General features: G+C 60.4%; 20 protein-coding genes and 1 pseudogene. 10 read left to right on the forward strand and 11 right to left on the reverse strand.

Going from position 1 to position 23,852, the window contains the following annotated elements:
* Window positions 1–5 precede the first annotated feature (5 nt).
* Both pcaD and pcaC read left to right on the forward strand, forming a co-directional pair.
* Window positions 6–797, forward strand: a complete 792-nt coding sequence (pcaD, locus tag AC1DVF_RS18940; RefSeq protein WP_477782967.1) for a 3-oxoadipate enol-lactonase — start codon at window positions 6–8, stop codon at window positions 795–797.
* 10 nt (window positions 798–807) lie between these two features.
* Window positions 808–1,200 carry a 4-carboxymuconolactone decarboxylase gene (gene pcaC, locus AC1DVF_RS18945; protein ID WP_007957838.1) on the forward strand — a complete coding sequence of 131 codons (393 nt, stop codon included), beginning with the start codon at window positions 808–810 and terminating at the stop codon, window positions 1,198–1,200.
* A gap of 122 nt (window positions 1,201–1,322) precedes the next feature.
* Here pcaC and AC1DVF_RS18950 read toward each other — a convergent pair whose 3' ends face one another.
* From AC1DVF_RS18950 to AC1DVF_RS18970, 5 genes and pseudogenes are all read right to left on the reverse strand, one after another.
* On the reverse strand, window positions 1,323–2,126 hold the full coding sequence (locus AC1DVF_RS18950; protein WP_093438642.1) for a methyltransferase domain-containing protein: 804 nt from the start codon (window positions 2,124–2,126) through the stop codon (window positions 1,323–1,325).
* 231 nt (window positions 2,127–2,357) lie between these two features.
* Window positions 2,358–3,605, reverse strand: a pseudogene (locus AC1DVF_RS18955) (OprD family porin); the annotation flags it as partial.
* 414 nt (window positions 3,606–4,019) lie between these two features.
* Window positions 4,020–5,480: an efflux RND transporter outer membrane subunit EmhC gene (emhC, locus tag AC1DVF_RS18960; RefSeq protein WP_093438633.1), complete on the reverse strand. Its 1,461-nt coding sequence runs from the start codon at window positions 5,478–5,480 to the stop codon at window positions 4,020–4,022.
* Window positions 5,477–8,626 carry an efflux RND transporter permease subunit EmhB gene (emhB, locus tag AC1DVF_RS18965; RefSeq protein ID WP_257357284.1) on the reverse strand — a complete coding sequence of 1,050 codons (3,150 nt, stop codon included), beginning with the start codon at window positions 8,624–8,626 and terminating at the stop codon, window positions 5,477–5,479. The genes emhC and emhB overlap by 4 nt, the downstream gene beginning before the upstream one ends.
* 3 nt (window positions 8,627–8,629) lie before the next feature.
* The gene (locus AC1DVF_RS18970; RefSeq protein ID WP_034153082.1) at window positions 8,630–9,787 is read right to left on the reverse strand and encodes an efflux RND transporter periplasmic adaptor subunit; all 1,158 of its coding nucleotides are present in this window, start codon (window positions 9,785–9,787) and stop codon (window positions 8,630–8,632) included.
* Window positions 9,788–10,053: 266 nt separating this feature from the next.
* On the opposite strand from AC1DVF_RS18970, the gene emhR reads away from it, so the two are divergent.
* Entirely contained in the window at window positions 10,054–10,686 is a 633-nt protein-coding gene (emhR, locus tag AC1DVF_RS18975; RefSeq protein WP_016982806.1) for an efflux system transcriptional repressor EmhR, read from the forward strand.
* A gap of 380 nt (window positions 10,687–11,066) precedes the next feature.
* On the opposite strand, the gene AC1DVF_RS18980 is transcribed toward emhR, so the two are convergent.
* From AC1DVF_RS18980 to AC1DVF_RS18990, 3 genes are read right to left on the reverse strand one after another with little or no spacing between them, the layout of a single operon-like run.
* The gene (locus AC1DVF_RS18980; RefSeq protein WP_093438614.1) at window positions 11,067–12,116 is read right to left on the reverse strand and encodes an alkene reductase; all 1,050 of its coding nucleotides are present in this window, start codon (window positions 12,114–12,116) and stop codon (window positions 11,067–11,069) included.
* A gap of 28 nt (window positions 12,117–12,144) precedes the next feature.
* Complete coding sequence (locus AC1DVF_RS18985; protein ID WP_477782968.1) at window positions 12,145–13,311, reverse strand: MFS transporter; 1,167 nt, start codon at window positions 13,309–13,311, stop codon at window positions 12,145–12,147.
* 34 nt (window positions 13,312–13,345) lie between these two features.
* Window positions 13,346–13,648: an ArsR/SmtB family transcription factor gene (locus AC1DVF_RS18990; protein WP_007917068.1), complete on the reverse strand. Its 303-nt coding sequence runs from the start codon at window positions 13,646–13,648 to the stop codon at window positions 13,346–13,348.
* A gap of 170 nt (window positions 13,649–13,818) precedes the next feature.
* Here AC1DVF_RS18990 and AC1DVF_RS18995 point away from each other — a divergent pair, with 170 nt between their 5' ends.
* Window positions 13,819–14,397, forward strand: coding sequence for an acyl carrier protein phosphodiesterase (locus tag AC1DVF_RS18995; protein WP_116254501.1), 579 nt, complete (start codon window positions 13,819–13,821; stop codon window positions 14,395–14,397).
* Between the two features lie 112 nt (window positions 14,398–14,509).
* On the opposite strand, the gene AC1DVF_RS19000 is transcribed toward AC1DVF_RS18995, so the two are convergent.
* The gene (locus AC1DVF_RS19000) at window positions 14,510–15,304 is read right to left on the reverse strand and encodes a lysophospholipid acyltransferase family protein (RefSeq protein WP_093438604.1); all 795 of its coding nucleotides are present in this window, start codon (window positions 15,302–15,304) and stop codon (window positions 14,510–14,512) included.
* On the reverse strand, window positions 15,304–16,059 hold the full coding sequence (olsB, locus tag AC1DVF_RS19005; RefSeq protein WP_093438600.1) for an L-ornithine N(alpha)-acyltransferase: 756 nt from the start codon (window positions 16,057–16,059) through the stop codon (window positions 15,304–15,306). Before olsB ends, AC1DVF_RS19000 begins: the two co-directional genes overlap by 1 nt.
* A gap of 153 nt (window positions 16,060–16,212) precedes the next feature.
* On the opposite strand from olsB, the gene AC1DVF_RS19010 reads away from it, so the two are divergent.
* The 5 genes from AC1DVF_RS19010 (at window position 16,213) to AC1DVF_RS19030 (ending at window position 20,558) form a co-directional block, all read left to right on the forward strand.
* Entirely contained in the window at window positions 16,213–17,091 is an 879-nt protein-coding gene (locus AC1DVF_RS19010) for an acyl-CoA dehydrogenase middle domain-containing protein (protein ID WP_477782969.1), read from the forward strand.
* Between the two features lie 167 nt (window positions 17,092–17,258).
* Window positions 17,259–18,332 (forward strand): serine hydrolase domain-containing protein, encoded by a 1,074-nt coding sequence (locus AC1DVF_RS19015; RefSeq protein WP_477782970.1) that lies wholly within the window; start codon window positions 17,259–17,261, stop codon window positions 18,330–18,332.
* Window positions 18,329–18,625: an amidase gene (locus AC1DVF_RS19020; protein ID WP_460127336.1), complete on the forward strand. Its 297-nt coding sequence runs from the start codon at window positions 18,329–18,331 to the stop codon at window positions 18,623–18,625. The genes AC1DVF_RS19015 and AC1DVF_RS19020 overlap by 4 nt, the downstream gene beginning before the upstream one ends.
* 183 nt (window positions 18,626–18,808) lie before the next feature.
* Window positions 18,809–19,399 (forward strand): YceI family protein, encoded by a 591-nt coding sequence (locus AC1DVF_RS19025; protein WP_460090080.1) that lies wholly within the window; start codon window positions 18,809–18,811, stop codon window positions 19,397–19,399.
* A gap of 1 nt (window position 19,400) precedes the next feature.
* Window positions 19,401–20,558 carry a phospholipase D-like domain-containing protein gene (locus AC1DVF_RS19030; protein WP_477782971.1) on the forward strand — a complete coding sequence of 386 codons (1,158 nt, stop codon included), beginning with the start codon at window positions 19,401–19,403 and terminating at the stop codon, window positions 20,556–20,558.
* A 131-nt stretch (window positions 20,559–20,689) separates the two neighbouring features.
* On the opposite strand, the gene bglX is transcribed toward AC1DVF_RS19030, so the two are convergent.
* Window positions 20,690–22,981 carry a beta-glucosidase BglX gene (bglX, locus tag AC1DVF_RS19035; RefSeq protein ID WP_477782972.1) on the reverse strand — a complete coding sequence of 764 codons (2,292 nt, stop codon included), beginning with the start codon at window positions 22,979–22,981 and terminating at the stop codon, window positions 20,690–20,692.
* A 262-nt stretch (window positions 22,982–23,243) separates the two neighbouring features.
* Between bglX and AC1DVF_RS19040 the strand changes: the two genes are divergently transcribed.
* Window positions 23,244–23,852 (forward strand): LemA family protein, encoded by a 609-nt coding sequence (locus AC1DVF_RS19040; RefSeq protein ID WP_093438567.1) that lies wholly within the window; start codon window positions 23,244–23,246, stop codon window positions 23,850–23,852.

Here is a 23,852-nt window from a genome sequence, read left to right on the forward strand (position 1 = left end):
GGGCTGTGGCTTTCGTTCAACTCGCCGATGGCGAACTGCATTATCAAATCGAGGGCCCGGTCGATGCGCCGGTGCTGGTGCTCTCCAACTCGCTAGGCACTGATCTGCACATGTGGGACGCGCAGATGCCGGCGTTTACCGAGCATTTTCGCGTGCTGCGTTTCGATACCCGTGGCCACGGCGAATCGCTGGTGACGCCGGGGCCTTACAGCATCGAGCAGCTCGGTCACGACGTGCTCGGCTTGCTGGATGCGCTGCACATCGAGCGTGCGCATTTCTGCGGGCTGTCGATGGGAGGCCTGATCGGTCAGTGGCTGGGGATCAATGCCGGGCATCGGCTGCACAAGCTGATCGTCTGCAACACCGCGGCAAAGATCGGCGATCCGTCGGTGTGGAATCCACGCATCGAAACCGTACTGCGTGACGGTGCGGCAGCGATGGTGGCCCTGCGTGATGCTTCGATTGCCCGCTGGTTTACCCCGGACTTTTCGGCGGCGCATCCGGCAGCGGCCAAGCAGATTACCGACATGCTCGCGGCGACGTCGCCGCAAGGTTATGCGGCTAACTGCGCAGCGGTGCGTGATGCCGATTTCCGTGAGCAACTGGCGTCGATCAACGTGCCGTTGCTGGTGATCGCCGGCACTGAAGATGCGGTGACGCCGCCGGCCGGTGGGCATTTCATTGAGGAGCATGTACGCGGCGCCGAATACGCCGAGTTCTATGCGGCGCATCTGTCAAACGTGCAGGCTGGCGCGGACTTCAGTGATCGTGTGTTAGCGTTTTTGCGGGCTAAGTGAGGAAGTTTTTGTGGACGAGAAACAACGTTACGACGACGGCATGCAGGTACGCCGCGCGGTGTTGGGCGATGCCCATGTCGATCGCAGCCTGACTACGCTGACCGAGTTCAACTCGGAGTTTCAGGAAATGATCACCCGGCATGCGTGGGGCGATATCTGGACGCGACCGGGCTTGCCTCGGCACACGCGCAGTTTGATCACTATCGCCATGCTGATCGGCATGAACCGCGAGGGCGAACTGAAACTGCACCTGCGTGCGGCAGCCAATAACGGCGTGAGCCGGGGTGAGATCAAGGAAGTGATCATGCAGAGCGCGATCTATTGCGGGATCCCGGCGGCGAATGCCACTTTCCATCTGGCGGAGTCGGTGTGGGACGAACTGGGTGTTGAATCCAGGGATTGATGGCGCCAGAAATTACGCCTTCGCGAGCAAGCTCGCTCCCACAGGGAAATGCATTCCAATGTGGGAGCGAGCTTGCTCGCGAAGGGGGCAGACGCCGTTGCGCATCAATCAGCACAACTCATTCAAACCGTGGCAACGATGAATATCCGCTTGAACGCAAACAACGTATGCCCATCCCCCTCCTGCGGATAATGCTTATGCACCCGCATCAGGTAGTGATAGATAAACCGCGTCTGTTCCGCTGAATCCAGCGCCTGCATCACCGGCCGCAGCGCCGAGACCTTCACCCAGTCATAAATTGGCGATTTGCCGTCAACCACCTGCAACTGCTCGGTCTCCCAGATATCCAGCGACGTGGTCATGGGCGCGAGCAAACGGTAGTAATCCTCCAGTGCCAACAACGGCCGCGCGGCCATGCGCTGGCGCAGTTCAGGTGTGCCCATTGGCGTGCCGCCGGGGCCGCCATTTTCGAGAGTGTCGAGCATCAGCCGATACCACAGCGAATCGCGCCAGTCGGGCATGTGCGCCGCCAGACAGCCGCCCGGGTTGAGATAACCGAGCAGGTGCGGCAACAGCGTTTCATGGCCATCGATAAAGTGCAGCACGGCGGCGGCGAGCAGTAGATCTGCCGGTTGCTCCGGTTGCCAATCGAGCAGATCGCAGTGTTTCCACGATGCCCTGAGCGGCAGACAGCGCGCTTCTGCGAGCATCTGTGCCGAGCTGTCGATCCCCTGCAACTGCGCGCGCGGCCAGCGTTTGGCCAACAACTGCGTGGCAATGCCGGTGCCGCAGCCCAGGTCGTAAATGCGTTGAGGATTTGGCAGGTCAACACGGTCGAGCAACTCATTGACCGGGCGTTGCCTGAGACGGGAAAACTGCTGGTACGCCTTGGCGTCCCAGTCGGGTGTTGCAAGACGAGAGATCATTGAGGTGGTCCTCCGGTGATCGATGGTGTCTTCCGATGACAACCTGGCTCCCAGCTTGAGGACCGACTACGACGACGGAAGCGGAAAGGTGAAGCACCTGACTCCTTCAGGTTTTGTCACTTTATCTGTCGGCCGGCAAAGTGCCACTTCTCCCGACAAGTGGCGCAGATTCAAATGTAGGAGTGAGCCTGCTCGCGATAGCAGTGTGTCAGTCGACATGTTCTTGCCCCTGATCGGGTAGCTAACGATGAGGCGGTTCTCGTCGAACTCGTTATTGCTGAAGTCCCGGCGCATGGTCGAGTTGCGCCATCTGACGTTCAGATCCTTCAGCGCGCCGCTCTGCACGGTGTAGCCCAGTTCCGATTCGCGGCCCCATTCCTTGCCGTCGGTGATCGTCCCGGTGTGCACGTTGTCGCCGCTGATATAGCGGTTCATCAGCGTCAGGCCGGGGATGCCCAGCGCGACGAAGTTGTAGTCATGGCGTACTTGCCAGGAACGTTCCTGCGCGTTGTCGTAGCTGGCGTTGTAGCTGTCGTTGGCCAACGTGCCGCCGCTGGTGCCGTTGACGCGCATCCACGCGCTGTCGCCGGTGAGTTTCTGCAGGCCGACGTAGAAGGTGTTGCCGCCGTACTTCGCCGAGAACATCCCCGACCAGGTTTTGTTGTCGAGGTCGCCGGCGCGGGCGCTGCCATCGTCCTTGCCGTAGAAGAAGCCGAGGTTGGCGCCCAGCGTCCAGTCGCCCAGCGGCTGGCTGTGGATCAGGTTGACGTATTGCTGGCTATAGATGTCCTTGAGTTCGGCGTTCCACAGGCCGATCTGTGTGCGTTTTTCGTTGAAAACGTATTCACCGCCCTGAAAGTTGAAGCGATCAGAGGTGAACGCCGCTTTGCCGGTCATCGACATGTCGCTCATGCTGCTGTCATCGCGCGGGCTGTTGGCGCGGAACTGGCCGCCGTAGAGGGTCAGGCCGTCGATTTCTTTGGACGTGATCTGCCCGCCACGGAAGGTCTGTGGCAATGAGCGGCCATCGTCCGAACGCAGGATCGGCAGCACCGGCATCCACTCGCCGACCTTCACTTCGGTCTGCGAAAGCTTGGCTTTGAAAGCGACGTTGGTGCGGCCGAAGTTGTCCGCCGGACGACCGTCATGGTCCAGCGGCAGCAACTGGGTGCCGCCGGTGCCTTTACCGCCATCAAGCTTTACCGAATACAGGCCCAGCACGTCCATGCCGAAGCCGATGGTGCCTTGGGTGAAGCCGGACTTGGCGTCGAGGATGAAGCTCTGCGTCCACTCTTCAGCCTTGCCCTGAGCCTTGGTCGGGTTGGTGAAGTTACGGTTGATGTAGAAGTTGCGCAGGTTGAGGTTGACCTTGGCGCCCTCGATGAAACCGGCTTCTTCGGCCGCTGCGGGCAGCGCCGCGCCGGCCAGGGCCAGGGCGATCAGGCCGGGAATTGCGTAAGGCGCAGGGGAGGTTGTCATGGGCTCGGGTCTCTCTTGTTTTTTTAAGGCGAACAGGTGCGCTGACACCGGTTTTCGGGGTGCAGACATGAAAAGTGTTCAGAGGTGAAACGACGGCAATCAGCCGGACGGGGCAGGGCGCGGGAGCATGGTGTCGAACCTGTTGTTATTGGTTTTGTGGAGCGAATGGTGCGGGGCGCGGATGTTTTGATTCAATTGGTAAAAGCGGGTTTTGGGCGATTATCGAACGCAAGATTCAGTTGGGTTTTATGGTGTCTGTGAGGGCCTCTTCGCGAGCAGGCTCGCTCCCACATTTGGAATGCGTTCCCCTGTGGGAGCGAGCTTGCTCGCGAATGGGCCAGCCCAGACAACACACCTTTCTGCCAGGCAACAAAAAGCCCACCAATCGGTGGGCTCCTTGTATTCAGCCGATGATCAGAACAACTTCATCTTCGGTGCTTCTTCTTTCAGCGGTTCGTTCTGCGCGGTTTGCGCATTCCAGCCACCGCCCAAGGCCTTGTACAGGTTGACCGCACTGGTCAGCTGCGCGAGGCGGTCGGTGATCAGCGCTTGTTGCGCGCTGAACAGCTGACGCTGGGCATCGAGGAACGTCAGGTTGCTGTCGACGCCGATGCGGTAGCGACGTTCGGCCAGGCGGTAGTAATCCTGGTTGGCCGCGACGAAGTCACGCTGCGCTTGCAGCTGCTCGGTGTAGGTCTGGCGGGCGGCGAGGCCGTCGGCGACTTCCTGGAAGGCCGTTTGAATGGACTTCTCGTAGTTCGCCACGCCAATGTCCTTCTGGATCTTGGCGTAGTCGAGGCTGGCGCGCAGGCTGCCGGCGTTGAAGATCGGCAGGTTGATCTGCGGCTGGAACAACCACGTCCCCGAACCACCCTTGAACAGGCCGGACAGGTCCGGACTCAGGCTGCCCGCGTTGGCGGTCAGGCTGATGCTCGGGAAGAACGCGGCACGGGCCGCGCCAATGTTGGCGTTGGCCGCTTTCAGGTTGTACTCGGCTTGCAGAATGTCCGGACGACGTTGCAGCAGATCCGAAGGCAGACCGGCCGGGACGTCGCTGAGCAGGTCATCGGACAGCGGTTTGGCCGTTTGCAGATTAGCCGGGATACCAGTGCCGAGCAGCAGGGTCAGACTGTTTTCGTCCTGCGCCACCTGGCGGGTGTAACGCGCCAGTTGTGCGCGGGCGTTCTCGACCGAGGTGCGCGACTGGGCCAGGTCCAGTGCCGAAGCCACACCGACTTCGTTGCTGCGGCTGGTCAGCTTGTAGCTTTCTTCGAAGGCACCGAGGGTGTCCTGGGTCAGCTTGAGCAGTTCCTTGTCCGCTTGCCAGGTCAGGTAAGCATTGGCGACGCTGGCGACCAGACTGATCTGGGTGCTGCGGCGTGCTTCTTCGGTGGCGAAGTATTGTTGCAGCGCTTGTTCGCTCAGGCTGCGAACGCGACCGAACAGGTCGAGTTCGTAGGCGCTGATGCCGACAGTGGCGGAGTAGGAGCTGGTGATGCTCGACTCGCCGGTTTGCGAGGCACGGGCCGGAACACGCTGACGGCTGCCGCTGGCATTGGCCGATACCGCCGGGAACAGATCGGCACGCTGGATGCGGTATTGAGCCGCGTAAGCGTCGATGTTCAGCGCCGCGACACGCAGGTCGCGGTTGTTTTCCAGGGAGACCTGGATCAGCTGTTGCAGCGCAGGGTCATGGAAAAACTGCTTCCAGCCTTGCTCGGCAGCGGCTTGCGCCGGTGCCTGGGCCGGCGAATAGGCCGGCCCCTGCGGGTATTGACCTGCGACCGGAGCCTCAGGCTGCTGATAATCAGGTATCAGCGAGCAACCGCTCAGCACGAAGGCGGCGACTGCGATGGAGAGTAGCGACTTGCTCATTGGCCAGCCTCTTTAGGAGTTTCAGTCGTTTCATCCTCGTCAGCGATCTTACGCTGGCCGATGGACGAAACCGTAACGAAGAACAGTGGGACCCAGAAGATCGCCAGGATCGTGGCCGTGAGCATACCGCCAATCACGCCGGTACCGATCGCATGTTGACTGCCTGAACCTGCACCAGTGGAAATCGCCAACGGTACAACACCGAGGACGAAGGCCAGCGAGGTCATGATGATCGGTCGCAGACGCATGCGGCAGGCCTCGATTGCCGCATCACGCAGGCTGCGTCCCTGTTCATGCAGTTCCTTGGCGAACTCGACGATCAGAATGGCGTTTTTAGCCGCCAGACCGATGGTCGTCAACAGCCCCACCTGGAAGTACACGTCGTTGGACAGCCCACGCAGGCTGGTGGCCAGCAGCGCACCGATGATCCCCAGCGGTACTACGAGCATAACCGCGATCGGAATCGACCAGCTCTCGTACAGCGCCGCCAGACACAGGAACACCATCAGCAGCGACAGGGCGTACAGCGCCGGTGCTTGCGAACCCGACAGACGTTCCTCATAGGACAGACCGGTCCAGGAGATACCGACACCGGCCGGCAGCTTCTTGGCAATCGCTTCGACTTCGGCCATCGCTTCACCGGTGGAATAACCCGGCGCCGGAGAGCCGAGCACTTCCATCGCTTCTACGCCGTTGTAACGGGCCAGCTTCGGCGAACCGTAGATCCACTCGCCTTTGGCGAAGGCGGAGAACGGCACCATGGTCCCGGCGTTGTTGCGCACGTACCATTTCTTCAGGTCTTCAGGGCTCATGCGAGCACCGGCCTGACCTTGTACGTAAACCTTCTTCACACGACCACGGTCGATGAAGTCGTTGACGTAGCTACTACCGAAGGAGATCGACAGCGTGCTGTTGATGTCGGTGAGGCTCAAGCCAAGGGCCTGGGCTTTCTCGTCGTCGATTTCCAGGTGGTATTGCGGTTCATCGTTGAGGCCGTTCGGACGCACCTGATAGAGCACCTTGCTCTGAGCGGCGAGGCCGAGGAACTGGTTACGTGCTTCCATCAGCTTGTCGTGACCGATACCGGCGCGGTCTTGCAGGAACACGTCGAAACCGGTGGCGTTACCCAACTCCAGTACCGCAGGCGGGGCGAAAGCGAACACCATGGCATCGCGGAAAGTGAAGAAGTGTTGCTGGGCACGTTGGGCCAGGGCAAACACGCTGTTGTCCGCGTTACGCTCATCCCACGGCTTGAGCATGATGAACGCCAGGCCAGAGCTCTGACCGCGACCGGCGAAGTTGAAGCCGTTTACGGTGAACACCGAGGACACTGCGCCTGCTTCTTTATCCAGCAGGTAGCTGCGCATTTCGTCGATCACCACCTGAGTACGCTCGGCACTCGAACCGGCCGGGGTCTGGACTTGGGCGAACAGTACGCCCTGGTCTTCTTCCGGCAGGAACGCGGTTGGAATGCGGGTGAACAGCCAGATCATGCCGACCACGATCAGCAGATAGGCCAGCAGGTACGGTGCTTTGCGCGACAGCATGTTGCCGACACCGCGCTCGTAGCTCTGCACACCGCGATCGAAATTGCGGTTGAACCAGCCAAAGAAACCTTTCTTCGGCGTGCCGTGCTCACCTTTCGGAATCGCCTTGAGCATGGTCGCGCAAAGGGCCGGGGTGAAGATCAGCGCCACCATCACCGACAGGGCCATGGCCGAGACGATGGTGATCGAGAACTGCTTGTAGATCACACCGGTGGAGCCGCTGAAGAACGCCATCGGCAGCAGTACCGCCGACAGCACCAGCGCAATACCGACCAGTGCGCCCTGGATCTGGCCCATGGATTTTTTGGTCGCTTCCTTCGGTGACAAGCCTTCTTCGCTCATCACCCGCTCGACGTTTTCCACCACGACGATGGCGTCGTCCACCAGCAAACCGATGGCCAGCACCATACCGAACATGGTCAGGGTGTTGATGCTGAAACCGAAGGCCGCGAGGATGCCGAACGTACCGAGCAATACCACCGGCACCGTCATCGTGGTGATGACCGTGGCGCGGAAGTTCTGCAGGAACAGGAACATCACCAGGAACACCAGCACGATCGCTTCGACCAGGGTTTCAACCACACCTTTGATCGACTCGGTCACCACCGGAGTGGTGTCGTACGGGAATACCACTTCCATGCCTTGCGGGAAGAACGGCTTGAGGTCGTCAATCGTCTTGCGCAGCGCCTTGGCGGTGTCGAGGGCGTTGGCACCGTTGGCCAGTTTTACCGCCAGACCAGAAGCCGGGCTGCCGTTGAACTGCGCAGAAATGCTGGAGTTTTCACCGCCCAGACCGACGTCAGCGACGTCGCCGACACGCACTTGCGAGCCGTCCTGGTTGACCTTCAGCAGAATCGCCTTGAACTGCTCGGCCGTCTGCAGACGCGTTTTGCCGATGATCGTGGCGTTCAGTTGCTGGCCTGGCAGCGCCGGCAAACCGCCGAGCTGACCGGAGGACACCTGGACGTTCTGCGCCGAGATCGCGGTGCTGACATCGCCCGGGGTCAGGTTGTACTTGTTCAATTTGGCCGGGTCGAGCCAGATGCGCATCGCGTACTGGGCACCGAAGACCTGGAAGTCACCGACACCGGCAGTCCGCGAGATCGGGTCCTGCATGTTCGACACGATGTAGTTGGACAAGTCGTCCTTGGTCATGCTGCCGTCACGCGAGACCACGCCGATGACCAAGAGAAAGTTTTTCACTGCCTTGGTCACGCGGATACCTTGTTGCTGCACTTCCTGCGGCAACAGCGGGGTGGCAAGGTTCAGCTTGTTCTGAACCTGTACCTGCGCGGTGTCGGAGTTGGTGCCTTGCTCGAAGGTCGCGGTGATGGTCATGCTGCCGTCGGAGTTACTTTCCGAGGACACATAACGCAGGTTGTCGATACCGTTGAGCTGCTGCTCGATCACCTGGACCACGGTGTCCTGCACGGTTTGCGCCGAAGCGCCCGGGTAGGTCACGGAGATCGCAATGGCCGGTGGCGCAATGCTCGGGTACTGGTTGATCGGCAATTTCAGGATCGAAAGTGCCCCGACCAGCATGATCACCAGGGCAATTACCCAAGCGAAAATCGGACGGTCGATGAAGAATTTTGACATGAGTTACTCCCCTTTGCCGCCGTAGGCTTTATCAGCTGCCTGAGCGGGTGCCGGGTTCTTTTTGCCAACGTTGGTCGCTTCGGTCGGATTGACCTGAACACCTGGGCGCACGTATTGCAGCCCTTCGGTGATCAGACGATCGCCAGCCTTCAGGCCATCTTCGATCAGCCACTGGCTGCCGACGGTGCGGCTGGCCTTGAGCTGACGCAGTTCGACCTTGTTGTCGGCGCCGACGACCAGTGCGGTCGGGGTGCCTTTGAGGTCACGGGTCACGCCTTGTTGCGGCGCCAGAATGGCCGCAGCGTTGACGCCAGCCTGCAACTGGGCGCGAACGAACATGCCTGGCAGCAGGGTGTGATCCGGGTTCGGGAACACCGCGCGCAGGGTCACGGAACCGGTAGTCGGGTCGACCGTGACTTCGGAGAATTCCAGCTTACCGTCGAGCTTGTACTGGCTGCCGTCTTCCAGGGTCAGTTTGACCGCTGCCGAGTTTTCGCCGGACTTCTGCAGACGACCGCTTTCCAGCTCGCGGCGCAATTCCAGCAGTTCAACCGAGGACTGGGTGACGTCGACGTAGATCGGGTCCAGTTGTTGAATGGTCGCCATCGCGTCGGTCTGACCATTGCTGACCAGCGCACCTTCGGTCACCGAAGAACGGCCGATACGACCGGAGATCGGCGCGTACACCTTGGTGTAACGCACGTTGATCTGCGCGCTCTGCAGCGACGCTTCCGATTCCATGCGGTTGGACACGGCGGTGTCGTATTCCTGGCGGCTCACGGCCTGCTCATCGACCAGTTGCTTGTAGCGGTCAGAGATCGACTTGGTCGAACGCAGGTTGGCTTCGGCGCTTTTCAGGGTCGCTTCATAGACCGACGGATCGATCTGATACAGCTGCTGGCCGGCTTTGACATCGCCGCCTTCCTTGAACAGACGCTTGAGAATGATGCCGTTGACCTGCGGTCGAACTTCCGCGATGCGGTACGCACTGGTGCGGCCCGGCAGTTCGGAGGTGAGGGTAAACGCTTGTGGTTGCAGGGTGACGACGCCGACCTGAGGCGGTGGAGCGGCCGGTGCCGCTTCTTCCTTTTTACATCCGCTGAGCAGCGATGCCAGGGCGACGGCAGTGACCAGAGCGGTAACAGCTGGCTTGAATTGCATGAAGATCCTCGGGTCAGGCGCGCGAAAAGCGCACAAGAAGTGTGGAAGGGTAAAAATTGGGTACCGGGTGGATAAGTAGCTTGCTAAGGAATATACTTACGTTCATGGTTGTTTGTAAACACCTTTGCCACGTACCCACCCTGTTACAAAACTCGTCGCAAGGTTTGAAATTGTAGGCCGGGGAGCAGATCCGTGAGAGATCGCCCCCTCTTTATTCAGCGGATATTCAGCCATCCCTGAAACATCCTGTTTGAGGTTTTACTGTCATGGTCCGTCGTACCAAAGAGGAAGCTCAAGAAACCCGTAGCCAGATCCTGGAAGCGGCGGAGAAAGCCTTTTATGAAAGGGGCGTCGCTCGTACGACGCTGGCCGATATCGCGACAATGGCCGGGGTCACACGTGGTGCTATTTACTGGCATTTCAGTAACAAGGCCGATCTGGTCCAGGCCATGCTGGATTCGCTGCGTGAGCCGCTGGATGAATTGGCCAGGGCCAGCGAAAGTGAAGATGAACTCGATCCGTTGGGCTGCATGCGCCAACTGCTGATTCATTTGTTTCATCAAGTTGCGCTGGACCCGAAAACCCGGCGGATCAACGAAATTCTGTTTCATAAGTGCGAGTTCACCGATGAAATGTGCGATTTGCGCCAGCAGCGCCGGGACGTCAGTCTCGATTGCAACGAGCGCATCGCTCTGACGTTGCGTAATGCGGTCAATCGCGGCCAGTTGCCGGAAGATCTCGACACCGCCCGCGCGGCCATCAGTATTCACAGCTATATCGATGGCCTTCTGTATGGATGGCTTCTGGCGCCGGACAGCTTTGAGTTGCATGCCGAGGCCGAGCGTTGGGTCGATACAGGGTTGGACATGCTGCGCCTGAGTCCCAGCCTGCGCAAATGAAACAAAATGCGTAATTGACACCGCTTATGTCAATTGGCCTGCCTTTATATAGCTTCGCAGCGGGGGGAGTTTAAACGTAGCGAGCTACGCATTTTGTAGGGAATTTGTGTCTTCTGTGTGAATGAGTGTGAGCCGCTTGCCCTCACCCTAACCCTCTCCCAGAGGTAGAGGGGACTGACCGAGGTGTTCTTGCGAGATACGCCGACCTGAGATATCAGGTCGAACTCCAGATTTGAAAAGCACAAATATCGGCTCCCTCTCCCTAGGGAGAGGGCTGGGGTGAGGGGCTGCGTACTAAAAAGCGCAATCAATCTCCAGGCGAACACAAAAAAGCCCCCAACTCTCACAAGTCGGGGGCTTTCGCGTTTCTGGGTGATGCCTTACAGCGCTGGATAGTCGATATAACCGACCGGCCCTTTAGCGTAAAACAACTCCGGACGCGCATCATTCAACGGCGCATCCGCCTTCAAACGAGCCGGCAGATCCGGGTTGGCAATGAACGGCACACCAAATGCCACGGCATCAGCCTTGCCGCTGGCCAGCCACTCATTAGCGCTGTCCTTGGTGAAGCGTTCGTTGGCGATGTAAGGGCCGCCGAACGCTTCTTTCAATTGCGGGCCGAGGCTGTCGGCGCCTTCTTTCTCACGGGAGCAGATGAACGCGATGCCGCGCTTGCCCAGTTCACGTGCGACGTAGGTGAAGGTTTCCGCCAGGTTGTCATCGCCCATGTCATGGGAGTCAGCGCGCGGTGCCAAGTGCACACCAACGCGACCAGCGCCCCAGACTTCGATCGCCGCATCTGTCACTTCCAGCAGCAGACGTGCACGGTTTTCCAGTGAGCCACCGTAGTTGTCGGTGCGCTGGTTGGTGCTGCTTTGCAGGAACTGGTCGAGCAGGTAACCGTTGGCGCCGTGGATTTCCACGCCGTCGAAACCGGCGGCTTTGGCGTTCTCGGCACCGGTGCGGTAAGCGTCGACGATGTCGGCGATTTCAGCGGTTTCCAGTGCACGCGGGGTTGGGTAGTCGGCCAGTGGGCGCACCAGGCTGACGTGACCTTTAGGCTGGATCGCGCTCGGTGCCACCGGCGCTTCACCGTTGAGGTACGACTCGTGGGAGATACGGCCCACGTGCCACAGCTGCAGGAATATCTTGCCGCCAGCAGCGTGAATCGCTTTGGTCACGTTGGCCCAGCCACGCACTTGATCGTTGGACCAGATGCCCGGGGTGTCCGGGTAGCCGACGCCCATTGGCGTTACCGAAGTGGCTTCGCTGAGGATCAGGCCAGCGGACGCGCGTTGTACGTAGTATTCAGCCATCAGCGCGTTCGGTACGCGGCCTTCGTCGGCGCGGCAGCGGGTCAGTGGGGCCATGATGATGCGGTTGGCCAGCTCGACGTCGCCGAGTTTGATCGGATCAAAAATAGTTGCCATGTCTACAACCCTCGTAAGTGAAAGTTAATCAGTTGGTAGCAGGGGCCAGATCGGCATTGCCGTTCTGACGGAAAGTAATCAGGGTCACCAGCAAGGCGAGCACTGCCAGTGCGGCGGCTGCGAGCGGCACACTGGTCAGGCCGTAGCCGTGGGCGATGACGCTGCCGCCGACCCAGGCGCCGAGGGCGTTGCCGACGTTGAAGGCACCGATGTTCAGGGTCGAAACCAGGTTCGGTGCGGCTTTGCCGAAGGTCACCACGTTGACTTGCAGCGCCGGCACGGCGGCGAAACACGCGGTGGCCCAGAGGAACAGAGTGATTTCAGTCGGGATCAGCGCAACGCTGGTCCAGGTCAGCACGGTGGAAACCACGGCCATGGCGATGAACACGCCGATCAGCGTGGCGGCCATGCCCTTGTCGGCGAGTTTGCCGCCGATGATGTTGCCGACGGTCAGGCCCAGGCCGATCAGCATCAGCGTCCAGGTCACGCCACGGGGCGACACACCGGTGACTTCGCCGAGCAGCGGGGCGACGTAGGTGAACAGAGTGAAGACGGATGCGGCGAAGAGTGCAGTCATGCTCAGCGACAGCCAGATCCCGGCACCTTTGAGGGCGGCGAGTTCGGCGCGCATGTCGAGTTTTTCTTCGTCACGCTTGGCCGGCAGGAAGYGGATCAGGCCGATCAGCGCAATCACACCGATGACGGTCACCGCCCAGAAGGTCGAGCGCCAGCCGTATTGCTGACCCAGCGCAGTGCCCAGCGGCACACCGAGGACGTTGGCCAGGGTCAGACCGGTGAACATCAACGCCACCGCCGACGCTCGCTTGTTGGCCGGCACCAGATTGGCCGCCACCACCGAACCGATGCCGAAGAACGCACCGTGGCACAGCGCGGTGATCACACGGGCAAACATCAGCACGTTGTAATCACTGGCAATCGCACACAGCAGGTTGCCGACAATAAAAATGCCCATCAACGCCACCAGCGCCGCTTTACGCGGCAGTTTGGCGGTGGCCATGGCCATGAACGGCGCACCGATGGCCACGCCGAGGGCGTAACCGGTCACCAGCCAACCGGCGCCGGGGATCGACACACCGAGGTCGGCCGCCACATTGGGCAGCAGGCCCATGATGACGAACTCGGTGGTGCCGATGGCGAAGGCGCTCAAGGCGAGGATGAGTAGCGAGAGGGGCATGCAGGTTTCCTTGTCGGCTGGCTGACGTTAAGGGTCAGAGCTCTTTACTGAGGGTGCTGAGGAACGCCTGGATCACGTCCTCGTTACGTTTGAAAAAGTGCCATTGACCGGCCTTCTGGCTGCTGATCAGGCCGGCGCGTTGCAACGTTGCGAGGTGTGCCGAAACAGTCGACTGCGACAGGCCGCAGCGCTGATCGATCTGCCCGGCGCAAATGCCGTACTCGTGGTTGTGCAACTGTTCCGGAAATTCGTTCTTCGGGTCTTTCAGCCAGTTGAGGATGTCTCGCCGTACTGGGTGCGCCAGGGCTTTTATTATTTCGTCGAGGTCGAGGTTCATGGCAGGGTGCTCACAATGTGTACAACGCTATATCGCGATGTAGCGAAATATAAATCGTTAGATCGCGATACACCAATATGATTTTGATCTGACGTCAGCATAAATTGGTATATCGCGTTATAACGATACGATGGTGTATGGATTGCGGGTCGCAGTGCTAAGCTGCGCCCATGAACTATCTCGCACATTTACACCTCGGTGGCCAGCGCCCCGGGCAACTGCTCGGCAGTCTGTATGGCGATTTCGTCAAAGGTCGGCTGCAAGGGCAGTTTGCGCCGGAGGTCGAGGCGGCCATTCAATTGCATCGGCGGATTGACGTGTTTACCGATCGTCATCCGTTGGTGGACGTTGCGTTGGGGCGGTTTTCCGATACGAGGCGGCGTTATGCCGGGATCGTCCTCGACGTGTTTTTCGATCATTGCCTGGCCCGGGACTGGCGGTTGTATGCCGATCAGCCGCTGGAGGTTTTCACCGCTGATGTGTATCGGGTGCTGACCCGCGAACGGCAACTGCCCGAGCGATTGGCGAAGATCGCCCCGCACATGGTCGCCAATGACTGGTTGGGTTCGTATCAGGAATTTGAAGTGCTGGAGCAGGTGTTGCGCGGGATCTCGCGGCGGCTGAGCCGGCCGGAAGAGCTGGCGGGGGCGATGGAGGAATTGCGGCGGTTGTATGAGCCGCTGAGTGAAGACTTCCGCTTGTTCTACCCACAACTCCAGGACTTCGCACAAAATCCGTCAATGACATAAAACCAATGTGGGAGCGAGCTTGCTCGCGAAGGCGTCGTGTCAGCCAACATCAACTTTGAATGACATACCGCTTTCGCGAGCAAGCTCGCTCCCACAGGGGGGATGTGTGTTTTCAGGCTGCAATCAATTCGCCTGCGCGACGCGGTTCGGCCGGTTTCGCCACCTCACCAAACAACGCCTTCTGCACCGCCTGCTGTGCCTCGAATGCCAACGCCGCACGCTCACGCCCCTGACAGGCAATCGGCTTGAGCAGATGCACTTCAACATCGCCGCAATCATTGCTGAACAGGCGCATCAGGTGCGAGAGCAGATCATCGTCACCAATAAACGGCGCCAGCGCATCGATCTCGCCATCACGCAGATAACGGATCGCCACCGGTTGCAGCATCACCTCGGAATCAATCGCCGCCGCCAGCAAGCGACCATGAAAGGTACGCAGCGAGCGCCCATCGGTGGTGGTGCCTTCCGGGAACATCAGCAAGGCGTGATCGGTTTGCAGGTGACGGGTCATCTGCTTGCGGATCAACTGGCTGTCGCCCGAACCGCGACGGATGAACAGGCTGCCAGCCTTCGCCGCCAGCCAACCAGCCACCGGCCAGGTGCGCACTTCGGCCTTGGACAGAAACGACAGCGGCGTGAGCATGCCGAGCAGCGGAATGTCGGTCCACGACACATGATTGCTGACCCACAGCATCGGCTGTTTCGGCAGCTCACCGTGAACCGTCACGCGAAAGGGCAGGGCATTGCTCAGGCGCGCCATGAAGAAGCGCGACCAGCGCTGACGCCGTTCCATCGAATGCGCCAGGCCAATCCGTTCAAACACGCCAAAGACAGTGGCCATGGTCAAGCCCAGCGCCACCACCAGCAGCACCCGCGCGATCCGCGCGTACACGCGCAGCCGGCTCATCACACGGCCGCCTTGAAGTGCTTGGCGTAGCGCGGGCAGAGTTCGTCGCGCTTGAGCAGGATGAACACGTCGGCGACCTGGAAGTCTTCGTCCCAGCACGGCTCGCCGCAGATCTTCGCGCCCAGGCGCATGTAGGCCTTGAGCAGCGGCGGCATTTCGGCGATCACGTTGGAAGGAATATCCAGCGTCGGCAGCGGATTTTTCGGTTCGGCGCGCAGGTGTTCGGTGCACAGATAGCGTTCACGCAAACGCTGCATGATCGCGTGGGCCTGGATGCCGCCGTCTTGCATCGGAATGCTCGCGCAACCCATCAAGTAGCTGTAACCGCCCTGATTCAACACTTCGGCCAATTCGCCCCACAACACCGCAATGGTGCCGCCGTTACGATAGGCCGGGTCGACGCAGGTGCGACCGATTTCGAGGATCGGGCCTTGCAGATGCGTCAGGCCGTGCAGGCTGAATTCTTCTTCGCTGTAAAACTTGCCGAGGCTGCTGGCAGCGGTGTGATCGAGCAGACGCGTGGTCGCCACCAAACGGCCGGTGTTCAAGTCACGCACACCGATGTGGCTGCAGTGAACATCATAATCATCCATGTCCAGACCCAGTTCCGCGCCTTTCAGTTTGGCGTTGAACTCGCCGCTGAAGACGTTGAAGCGCAAGGCCTGGGCTTGCTGCAAGGCCTCGGCGCCGATCAGGCGTTCGGCTTGCAGGCGGCGTTCATTGCCGGTGTCGCTGATGCGGGCGATCTGAGTCATGTGAATCTCCGTACGGGCCTTTAACCCGTCGTGGGTTGCAGCCGATCGACTTTCTTTATGCAGCCGTGTTGTGCAAAGTCAGGCTATGTAGCCCCGGTGTCATCGCCATGAACGTTCGGTGATGCTTATATGACAGCCCACAAGGAGCCTCTTATGCCCTGGCCAGATCTGCTGCACCGCCGTGACCGATTGCCCGCCGTTGCTGACCTGGCCGAGGGTTTTGCGACGTTGTTGCAGCAACTGGGCAACGTCACCCCATTCGAATTGGCGGTCGCGGGCGGGCGGCGGATGGCGACGCCGGGGCTGGCGTTTCTGGTCGGTTATCAGGCGGCATTGCGCATGTTGTGGCCGAGTGCACCGCTGAGCCTCGGTGCGTTGTGTGCGACCGAACAGCGCAGTTTGCGTCCGGCGGACATGCAGACCCGGCTGACGGATTTGCGTCTGAGCGGACGCAAGGATTTTGTCACCGCCGGCGATGCGGCGGACTGGTTGCTGATCGCCGCGCGCAGTGAAGAATCCGGCGAAACGCCGCGCCTGAGTCTGGCGGTGGTGTATCCCGGCGAACCCGGCGTGACCGTGGAGAAGCTGCCGGCGCTGCCGTTGATGCCTGACATCAGCCATGGTCGGCTGCAGCTTGATAACGCGTTGTGCGAGTTGTTGGCCGGCGATGGTTGGGACGCTTACGTCAAACCCTTCCGCACCCTGGAGGACGTTTATGTGCTGAGCGCGATGACCGCGTGGCTGTTTGGCGTCGGCCAGGACAGTGATTGGCCGCAGGCGCTGCAATTGCGCTTGCTGGCGCTGTTGGCCGGGTGTGCGGAGGCGAGTCGGCAACCGCCGAACAATCCGGCCGGGCATGTGTTGTTGGCTGGGTTGTTTGCGCAGTTTGAGGCGCTGGAGGGGGAGGTGAGTCAAGCGTTGGCTGACGGTCCGGCAGAGTGGGCGCAGATGTGGCAACGCGATCAAGGCGTGATGCAGTTGGCGGCGGGTGCTCGGGCCAAGCGTCTGGCCAAGGCTTTGGCGCAGGCTTGACTGGCCTCTTCGCGAGCAAGCTCGCTCCCACAGTTTGATGGCATTCCAACTGAAGGAACTCGGTCAACTGTGGGAGCGAGCTTGCTCGCGAAGGCGGCCTCAGCATCCCCACACATCTGTCATAAACCCCGGCTAGTCTCAGCAAGTTAATTCCCAGAGCCCTCACCATGCGCAAAGGCCTGTCGCTGTTCCTGCTGCTGATCACCTTCACCGTTCAGGCCGAACAATGGCCCGGTGAAGCATGGCCAATCGGCACGACGATCACCGATACAGGAGCGCTGGAGAATTACGCCTTCCCACCCCGCGATGACAACACCCGCCAAGGCATCCGCACCGACGCCTTGCTGATCATCCGCGACGGCCAGATCATCTACGAACGCTACGCCGGCCCGACCACCGAACAAACCCCGCACCTGACCTGGTCGATCAGCAAAAGCCTGATGGCCACCGTCCTCGGTGTGGCGTACGGCGAAGGCCTGTTCAAACTCGAAGCCCCGGCCGTGCAGTTTTACCCGCCGCTGGAACAACACCCGGCCATCAAAATCGCCGACCTGCTGCACTGGGCCTCCGGTATCGACTGGCAGGAAGATTACGAATACGCGCCACTGAAATCCTCGGTGGTGGCGATGCTCTACACCCGCGGCCGTCGCGACATGGCCGCGTTCACCGCCGATCACGATGCTTACGCCGAACCGGGGCAGGCCTTCCGTTATTCCAGCGGCGACAGCAACCTGCTCGCGGCGGCGTTGAAAAATATCGTCGGCCCGCAGCGTTATCCGGATTATCCGTGGACGGCGTTGTTCGAACCGTTGGGCATCCGCCACGCCGTGTGGGAGACCGATGCCAACGGCACGTTTGTCGCTTCCTCTTATGCCTACCTGACCGCGCGGGATCTGGCGCGGGTCGGTTTGCTGATGGCTTGTGACGGGCGCTGGCATGATCGGCAGTTATTGCCCAAGGAGTGGGTGGCGTTCAGCCGCACTCCCTTCGCCGGTTACAAAGCCCATCAGGACGAAGCCGTGCCCGGCGGCCAATGGTGGCTCAATCGTCCAGCCGATGGCGCTGAATCGCCATGGCCCGCTGCACCGCCCGACACGTTTGCCGCCCTCGGGCATTGGGGCCAGGCGCTCTACGTGATCCCCAGTGAAAAACTGCTGATCGTGCGTTACGCCGATGACCGCGACGGCAGCTACAGCCATAACGAACTGCTCAAACACGTGCTGAAGGCGGTGCGGCCATGAAGCGCTTATTCCTGTTAATGCTGGTCCTGCTGCTCGGCTGGATCGTCTACGAGCGCGAAAACCTGTGGGCCTTCCCCGACATCATCAGCGCCTACACCGCCAAGGAATACTGTTCCTGTCGTTATGTGATGAATAACGATGCCGAGTATTGTCGTGGCTATGTAAAACAATGGCTGCCGACCAGCCAATTCACCGATGACAGCACCAACAAAACCATCACGGTCAGCGGCATGGGCCGCAGCAATCGCGCCCAGTGGCAAAGCGAACGGCAAGGCTGTCGCCTGAATCCCTGAAAACACCCGATTGTTTTTGTGGGAGCGAGCCTGCTCGCGAATGCAATAGCAGGCGCACCTTGTCTGTTGAGGCAGATGACGTCTTCGCGAGCAGGCTCGCTCCCACCGGGTGTGATCTTCAGTTTGCAATAACAGCGTGTGCGGTTAAGGTTCGTGCAGGTTTATCAGCCCCACGAGTGTTCAATGTTCAACCGCTCTCTCTGTGCAACCCTGTCCAGTCTGCTGCTCGCCACCGTCGCATTGCCGGCGCAGGCCAATTGGTATCTGGACGGCGAGTCGTCGCGGCTGTCGTTTGTCAGCACGAAAAACACCCATATTTCCGAAGTGCAACGCTTTCTGGTGCTGCACGGCAAGGTCGACCCCAACGGTCGCGCCGAAGTCGAAGTCGAGATGGATTCGATCAACAGTGGCATCCCGCTGCGTGACGAGCGCATGCGCAAGGAGCTGTTCCAGATCGAGCAATTCCCCGAAGCGACCATCACCACCCAGATCGACCTGCGCCCAATCAACGATCTGGCCCCCGGTGCGCAGCTGGAATTGCGTCTGCCGCTGACCGTCAACCTGCACGGCAAGCAACACGAATACCCCGCTGAGCTGCTGGCGACGCGCCTCGATGACCGGCGTTTTCAAGTGGTCACCCTGGAGCCGCTGGTGATCAACGCCGAGGATTTCGATCTCGTGCCGGGGCTGGAAAGCCTGCGCAAACTTGCCGACCTGTCGGCCATCAGTCTGTCGGTACCGGTGGGTGCGGTGCTGATTTTCACGGCGCGCTGACATGCGCGGTGCGGTGTTTCCGTGGCGCGATGGCAACCGGTTCGAACTGTTGATCGATGGCCCGCAATTCTTCCCGCGCATGCTTGAGCAGATTGCCGGCGCGCAGGAGCAGATCGAACTGGAGTTGTATCTGGTCGAGGCCGGCGCCTGTGCCGAAACCATCGTGCAAGCGTTGGTGCTGGCCGCCGAGCGTGGTGTGCGCGTGCGTTGCCTGTTCGATGATTACGGCAGCCTCGCGTTCACCCTCAATCTGCGTCAGCGCCTGACCCATGCCGGGGTTGAACTGCGTTTCTACAATCGGCTGAATTGGCGGCGCTGGGTCGGCAATTTCTATCGTGATCATCGCAAGTTGCTGTTGGTCGATCAGCGTCTGGCGGTGGTCGGCGGCACMGGAGTCACTGACGAGTTCTGGACACCGGGCCACGACTCCAGCGAGTGGCACGAAGTGATGGTCGAGATCAGCGGCCCGCTGGTGATCGACTGGCAATTGCTGTTTGATCGTCAGTGGATCGCCAATCGCTATCGCCGCGCCTGGCGCCCGGCCGCGCATTTCGGCTTGCCACGGTTACCACGGGTGCCTGACAAGGGCGAGGGCATGGGCCGAGTGGCGTATGCCGACGCCCGCCAGCACCGCGACATTCTGCAGTCGTTGTTTCGAGCCTTGAACAGCGGGCAAAAACGCATCTGGATGGCTACGCCGTACTTCCTGCCAACGTGGAAAATCCGCCGCTCACTGCGCAAGGCAGCGGCGCGCGGAGTCGATGTGCGGCTACTGCTGACCGGGCCGCGCACCGATCACCCGTCAGTGCGTTACGCCGGGCATCGTTACTATCCGCGACTGCTCAAGGCCGGGGTGCAGATCTTCGAATATCAGCCGTGTTTCCTGCACTTGAAAATGGTGCTGGTGGATGATTGGGTGAGCATCGGTTCGTGCAACTTCGATCATTGGAACTTGCGTTTCAATCTGGAGGCGAATCTGGAGGCGCTGGACCCGTCGTTGACGGCAGCGGTGCAGGCGAGTTTTCTGAAGGACTTCGGGCTGAGTCAGCAGGTGAGTCTGGAGGAGTGGCAGCGCCGGCCGTTGTGGCGGCGGGTGAAGCAGCGGGTGTGGGGCTGGGTGGATCGGTTGGTGGTCAACATTCTCGACCGCCGCGGCTAGTCGCTCACGTTGATCGTTCCTACGCTCTGCGTGGGAATGCAGCCCGTGACGCTCCGCGTCACTGGACGCGGAGCGTCCCTTGAGGCATTCCCACGCGGAGCGTGGGAACGATCAGGGTACTGCGGCGTTGGTTACAGCAATTCAAAGCTCTGCTGCGTCACGTCCTGGGAATCCAGGCCGATCTGCACGTTGAACTTGCCAGGCTCCGCCGCGTACTTGAGCTGGGCGTTGTAGAACTTCAGGTCATCCTCGCTGATGGTGAAGTGCACGACTTTCTGTTCACCGGCCTTGAGCATGATTTTCTGGAAGTTCTTCAGTTCCTTCACCGGGCGGATCATCGAGCCGGTGACGTCCTGAACGTACAACTGCACCACGGTTTCGCCGTCACGCTTGCCGGTGTTCTTGACCATGACGCTGGCGTCGAGTTTGCCGGTGGCGTTCAGGGTGGTCGACGACAGCGCCATGTCGCTGAGGGCGAATTGGGTGTAGCTCAGGCCATAACCGAACGGGAACAGCGGCCCGGTCGTGTCATCGAAATACTGCGAGGTGTAGTTGCCCGGTTTGCCCGGCGTGAACGGCCGGCCAATGCTCAGGTGGTTGTAGTAAGTCGGGATCTGGCCCACGGAGCGCGGGAAGGTCACCGGCAGTTTGCCCGACGGGTTGTAGTCGCCGAACAGCACGTCAGCGATGGCGTTGCCGCCCTCGGTGCCGCTGAACCAGGTTTCCAGAATCGCGTCAGCCGACTGGTTCTCTTCGAGAAGGGTCAGTGGGCGGCCGTTCATCAACACCAGCACCAGCGGTTTGCCGGTAGCTTTCAGCGCGCGGATCAGCTCACGCTGGTTTTCCGGAATGTTCAGGTCGGTACGGCTGGAGGATTCGTGAGACATGCCACGGGATTCACCGACTGCCGCGACGATCACGTCAGCGTCCTTGGCGGCTTTCACCGCTTCGTCGATCAGCACGTTGGCCGGACGCGGATCGTCGACCACTTCCGGCGCATCGAAGTTGAGGAAGTTCAGGTAGTCGAGGACCTTCTTGTCGCTGGTGATGTTGGCGCCACGGGCGTAGATCAGGTTCGACTTGTTGCCGATCACTGCGCTCATGCCGTCGAACAGGGTCACTGATTGCGCCGGCTTACCGGCGGCGGCCCAACTGCCCATCATGTCGATCGGTGCTTTGGCCAACGGACCGACCAGTGCGACTTTCGCGTCTTTCTTCAGCGGCAGGGTTTCGTTCTGGTTCTTCAACAAAACCAAGCTGCGACGCGCCACTTCACGGGCCTCGGCGCGGTGCAGACGGCTCTCGGCGTAGGTGTCGGCCGGATCGTCCTCAGCCTTGCCGATGCGCAGGTACGGGTCCTTGAACAGGCCCATGTCGTACTTGGCCGCGAGCACTTCACGCACGGCGTTGTCGATGTCTTTCTGTTCGATCTCGCCGGACTTGAGCAGCCCCGGCAGTTCTTTGCCGTACAGGGTGTCGTTCATGCTCATGTCGATACCGGCCTTGATCGCCAGCTTCGCCGCTTCACGACCGTCGCGGGCCACGCCGTGCTTGATCAGTTCGAAAATCGCGCCGTGGTCGCTAACCGCCAAGCCCTTGAAGCCCCAGTCTTTGCGCAGCAGATCATTCATCAGCCAGGTGTTGGCCGTGGCCGGAATGCCGTTGATCGAGTTCAACGCGACCATCACACCGCCGGCGCCGGCATCAATCGCGGCGCGGTACGGCGGCAGATAATCCTGGTACATCTTCACCGGGCTCATGTCGACGGTGTTGTAGTCGCGACCGCCCTCGACCGCGCCGTACAGGGCGAAGTGCTTGACGCTGGCCATGATGCTGTCGGCCGCGCTCGGGGTGGCGCCCTGATAGGCGCGCACCATGACGCCGGCAATGCGTGAAGTCAGGTAGGTGTCTTCACCGAAGCCTTCGGAGCTGCGGCCCCAGCGCGGGTCGCGAGAGATGTCGACCATCGGCGCGAAGGTGATGTCGAGACTGTCGGCGGCGGCTTCCTTGGCGGCAACGCGGCCGGACTGGCCGATGGCGTCCATGTCCCAGCTCGAGGCGAGGGCCAGTGGAATCGGGAAAATCGTACGGTGACCGTGGATCACGTCGTACGCGAAAAACATCGGAATCTTCAGGCGACTGCGCATGGCAGCATCCTGCATCGGCCGGTTTTCCGGACGGGTGATCGAGTTGAACGTGCCGCCGATGTTGCCGGCGGCGATTTCTTTACGGATCAGCTCTCGGGGCATTTCCGGGCCGATGCTGATCAGGCGCAACTGGCCGATCTTCTCGTCGAGGGTCATTTGCTTCATCAGGTTGCTGATGAACGCGTCCTTGTTTTCCAGGGGTACCGGGGTCGTGGCGGCCAATACTTGATGACTGGCCAGGCTGACGAACAGACCCAGCAAACACAGCTTCTTCATGAATAGTTTTCTCAAGGGCCCAAGCGGCAATGCAACGCCGGCCAGCCAAAATTTAGGGAGCGACTATTGTTGTTCGGGTACAGGCTCAAAGAAACAGAGCCAAAAAACGGCAGCCGACACTTGGCCGCATGATCACGCAGGGCACTTTTTAGCCCATTGCCCCGTCGTAATCCAGCGACGCGGCCGATTATGCCCCAAGAGCCCGCTGAGAATGTTTCGCGCTCGGTTTTTATAATGATATGTGCCAAGGAGCATCACTGCGATGAATGTAAGCCCAACCAATCGCTCGCGTTTGCAGGTCGCCACACTGCTGGTGCTGGCCACGCTGTTGACCGCGTGCGGCATCAACAATATCCCAACCCTCGACGAACAGGCCAAAGCTGCGTGGGGCCAGGTGCAGAACCAGTACCAGCGCCGCGCCGACCTGATCCCCAACCTGGTGGAAACGGTGAAGGGTTATGCCAAGCATGAAGAGGAAACCCTCACGGCAGTGATTGAAGCGCGGGCGAAAGCGACCTCGATTCAGGTCGACGCCAGCACCCTCGACAATCCCGAGAAACTCAAGCAATTCCAGCAGGCGCAGGACCAACTGACCGGTGCATTGAGCCGCTTGATGGTGGTTTCAGAGCGCTATCCGGATCTGAAGGCCAACCAGAACTTCCTCGCCCTGCAATCGCAGCTGGAAGGCACGGAAAACCGCATTGCCGTGGCTCGCCGCGATTTCATTCTGGCGGTGCAGAAATACAACACCGAGATTCGCACCTTCCCCGGTCGCCTCTGGCACAGCGTGATGTACAGCGATCTGCCGATCCGCGAAACCTTCGAAGCCACCACGCCCGGCGCGGAAAAGGCCCCGGAAGTGAAATTCTGA

This window comes from Pseudomonas sp. P4_D7, from assembly GCF_056401755.1.

What these genes read in the sequence shown, in the direction of transcription:
- emhC (WP_093438633.1), bottom strand. Translation starts at nt 5,480, where the DNA reads ATGAGCAAGTCGCTACTCTCCATCGCAGTCGCCGCCTTCGTGCTGAGC.
- AC1DVF_RS18950 (WP_093438642.1), bottom strand. Translation starts at nt 2,126, where the DNA reads ATGATCTCTCGTCTTGCAACACCCGACTGGGACGCCAAGGCGTACCAG.
- bglX (WP_477782972.1), bottom strand. Translation starts at nt 22,981, where the DNA reads ATGAAGAAGCTGTGTTTGCTGGGTCTGTTCGTCAGCCTGGCCAGTCAT.
- emhB (WP_257357284.1), bottom strand. Translation starts at nt 8,626, where the DNA reads ATGTCAAAATTCTTCATCGACCGTCCGATTTTCGCTTGGGTAATTGCC.
- AC1DVF_RS19020 (WP_460127336.1), top strand. Translation starts at nt 18,329, where the DNA reads ATGAAGCGCTTATTCCTGTTAATGCTGGTCCTGCTGCTCGGCTGGATC.
- AC1DVF_RS18995 (WP_116254501.1), top strand. Translation starts at nt 13,819, where the DNA reads ATGAACTATCTCGCACATTTACACCTCGGTGGCCAGCGCCCCGGGCAA.
- AC1DVF_RS18990 (WP_007917068.1), bottom strand. Translation starts at nt 13,648, where the DNA reads ATGAACCTCGACCTCGACGAAATAATAAAAGCCCTGGCGCACCCAGTA.
- AC1DVF_RS18970 (WP_034153082.1), bottom strand. Translation starts at nt 9,787, where the DNA reads ATGCAATTCAAGCCAGCTGTTACCGCTCTGGTCACTGCCGTCGCCCTG.
- olsB (WP_093438600.1), bottom strand. Translation starts at nt 16,059, where the DNA reads ATGACTCAGATCGCCCGCATCAGCGACACCGGCAATGAACGCCGCCTG.
- AC1DVF_RS19015 (WP_477782970.1), top strand. Translation starts at nt 17,259, where the DNA reads ATGCGCAAAGGCCTGTCGCTGTTCCTGCTGCTGATCACCTTCACCGTT.
- AC1DVF_RS19025 (WP_460090080.1), top strand. Translation starts at nt 18,809, where the DNA reads ATGTTCAACCGCTCTCTCTGTGCAACCCTGTCCAGTCTGCTGCTCGCC.
- AC1DVF_RS19040 (WP_093438567.1), top strand. Translation starts at nt 23,244, where the DNA reads ATGAATGTAAGCCCAACCAATCGCTCGCGTTTGCAGGTCGCCACACTG.
- AC1DVF_RS19010 (WP_477782969.1), top strand. Translation starts at nt 16,213, where the DNA reads ATGCCCTGGCCAGATCTGCTGCACCGCCGTGACCGATTGCCCGCCGTT.
- AC1DVF_RS19000 (WP_093438604.1), bottom strand. Translation starts at nt 15,304, where the DNA reads ATGAGCCGGCTGCGCGTGTACGCGCGGATCGCGCGGGTGCTGCTGGTG.
- AC1DVF_RS18980 (WP_093438614.1), bottom strand. Translation starts at nt 12,116, where the DNA reads ATGGCAACTATTTTTGATCCGATCAAACTCGGCGACGTCGAGCTGGCC.
- emhR (WP_016982806.1), top strand. Translation starts at nt 10,054, where the DNA reads ATGGTCCGTCGTACCAAAGAGGAAGCTCAAGAAACCCGTAGCCAGATC.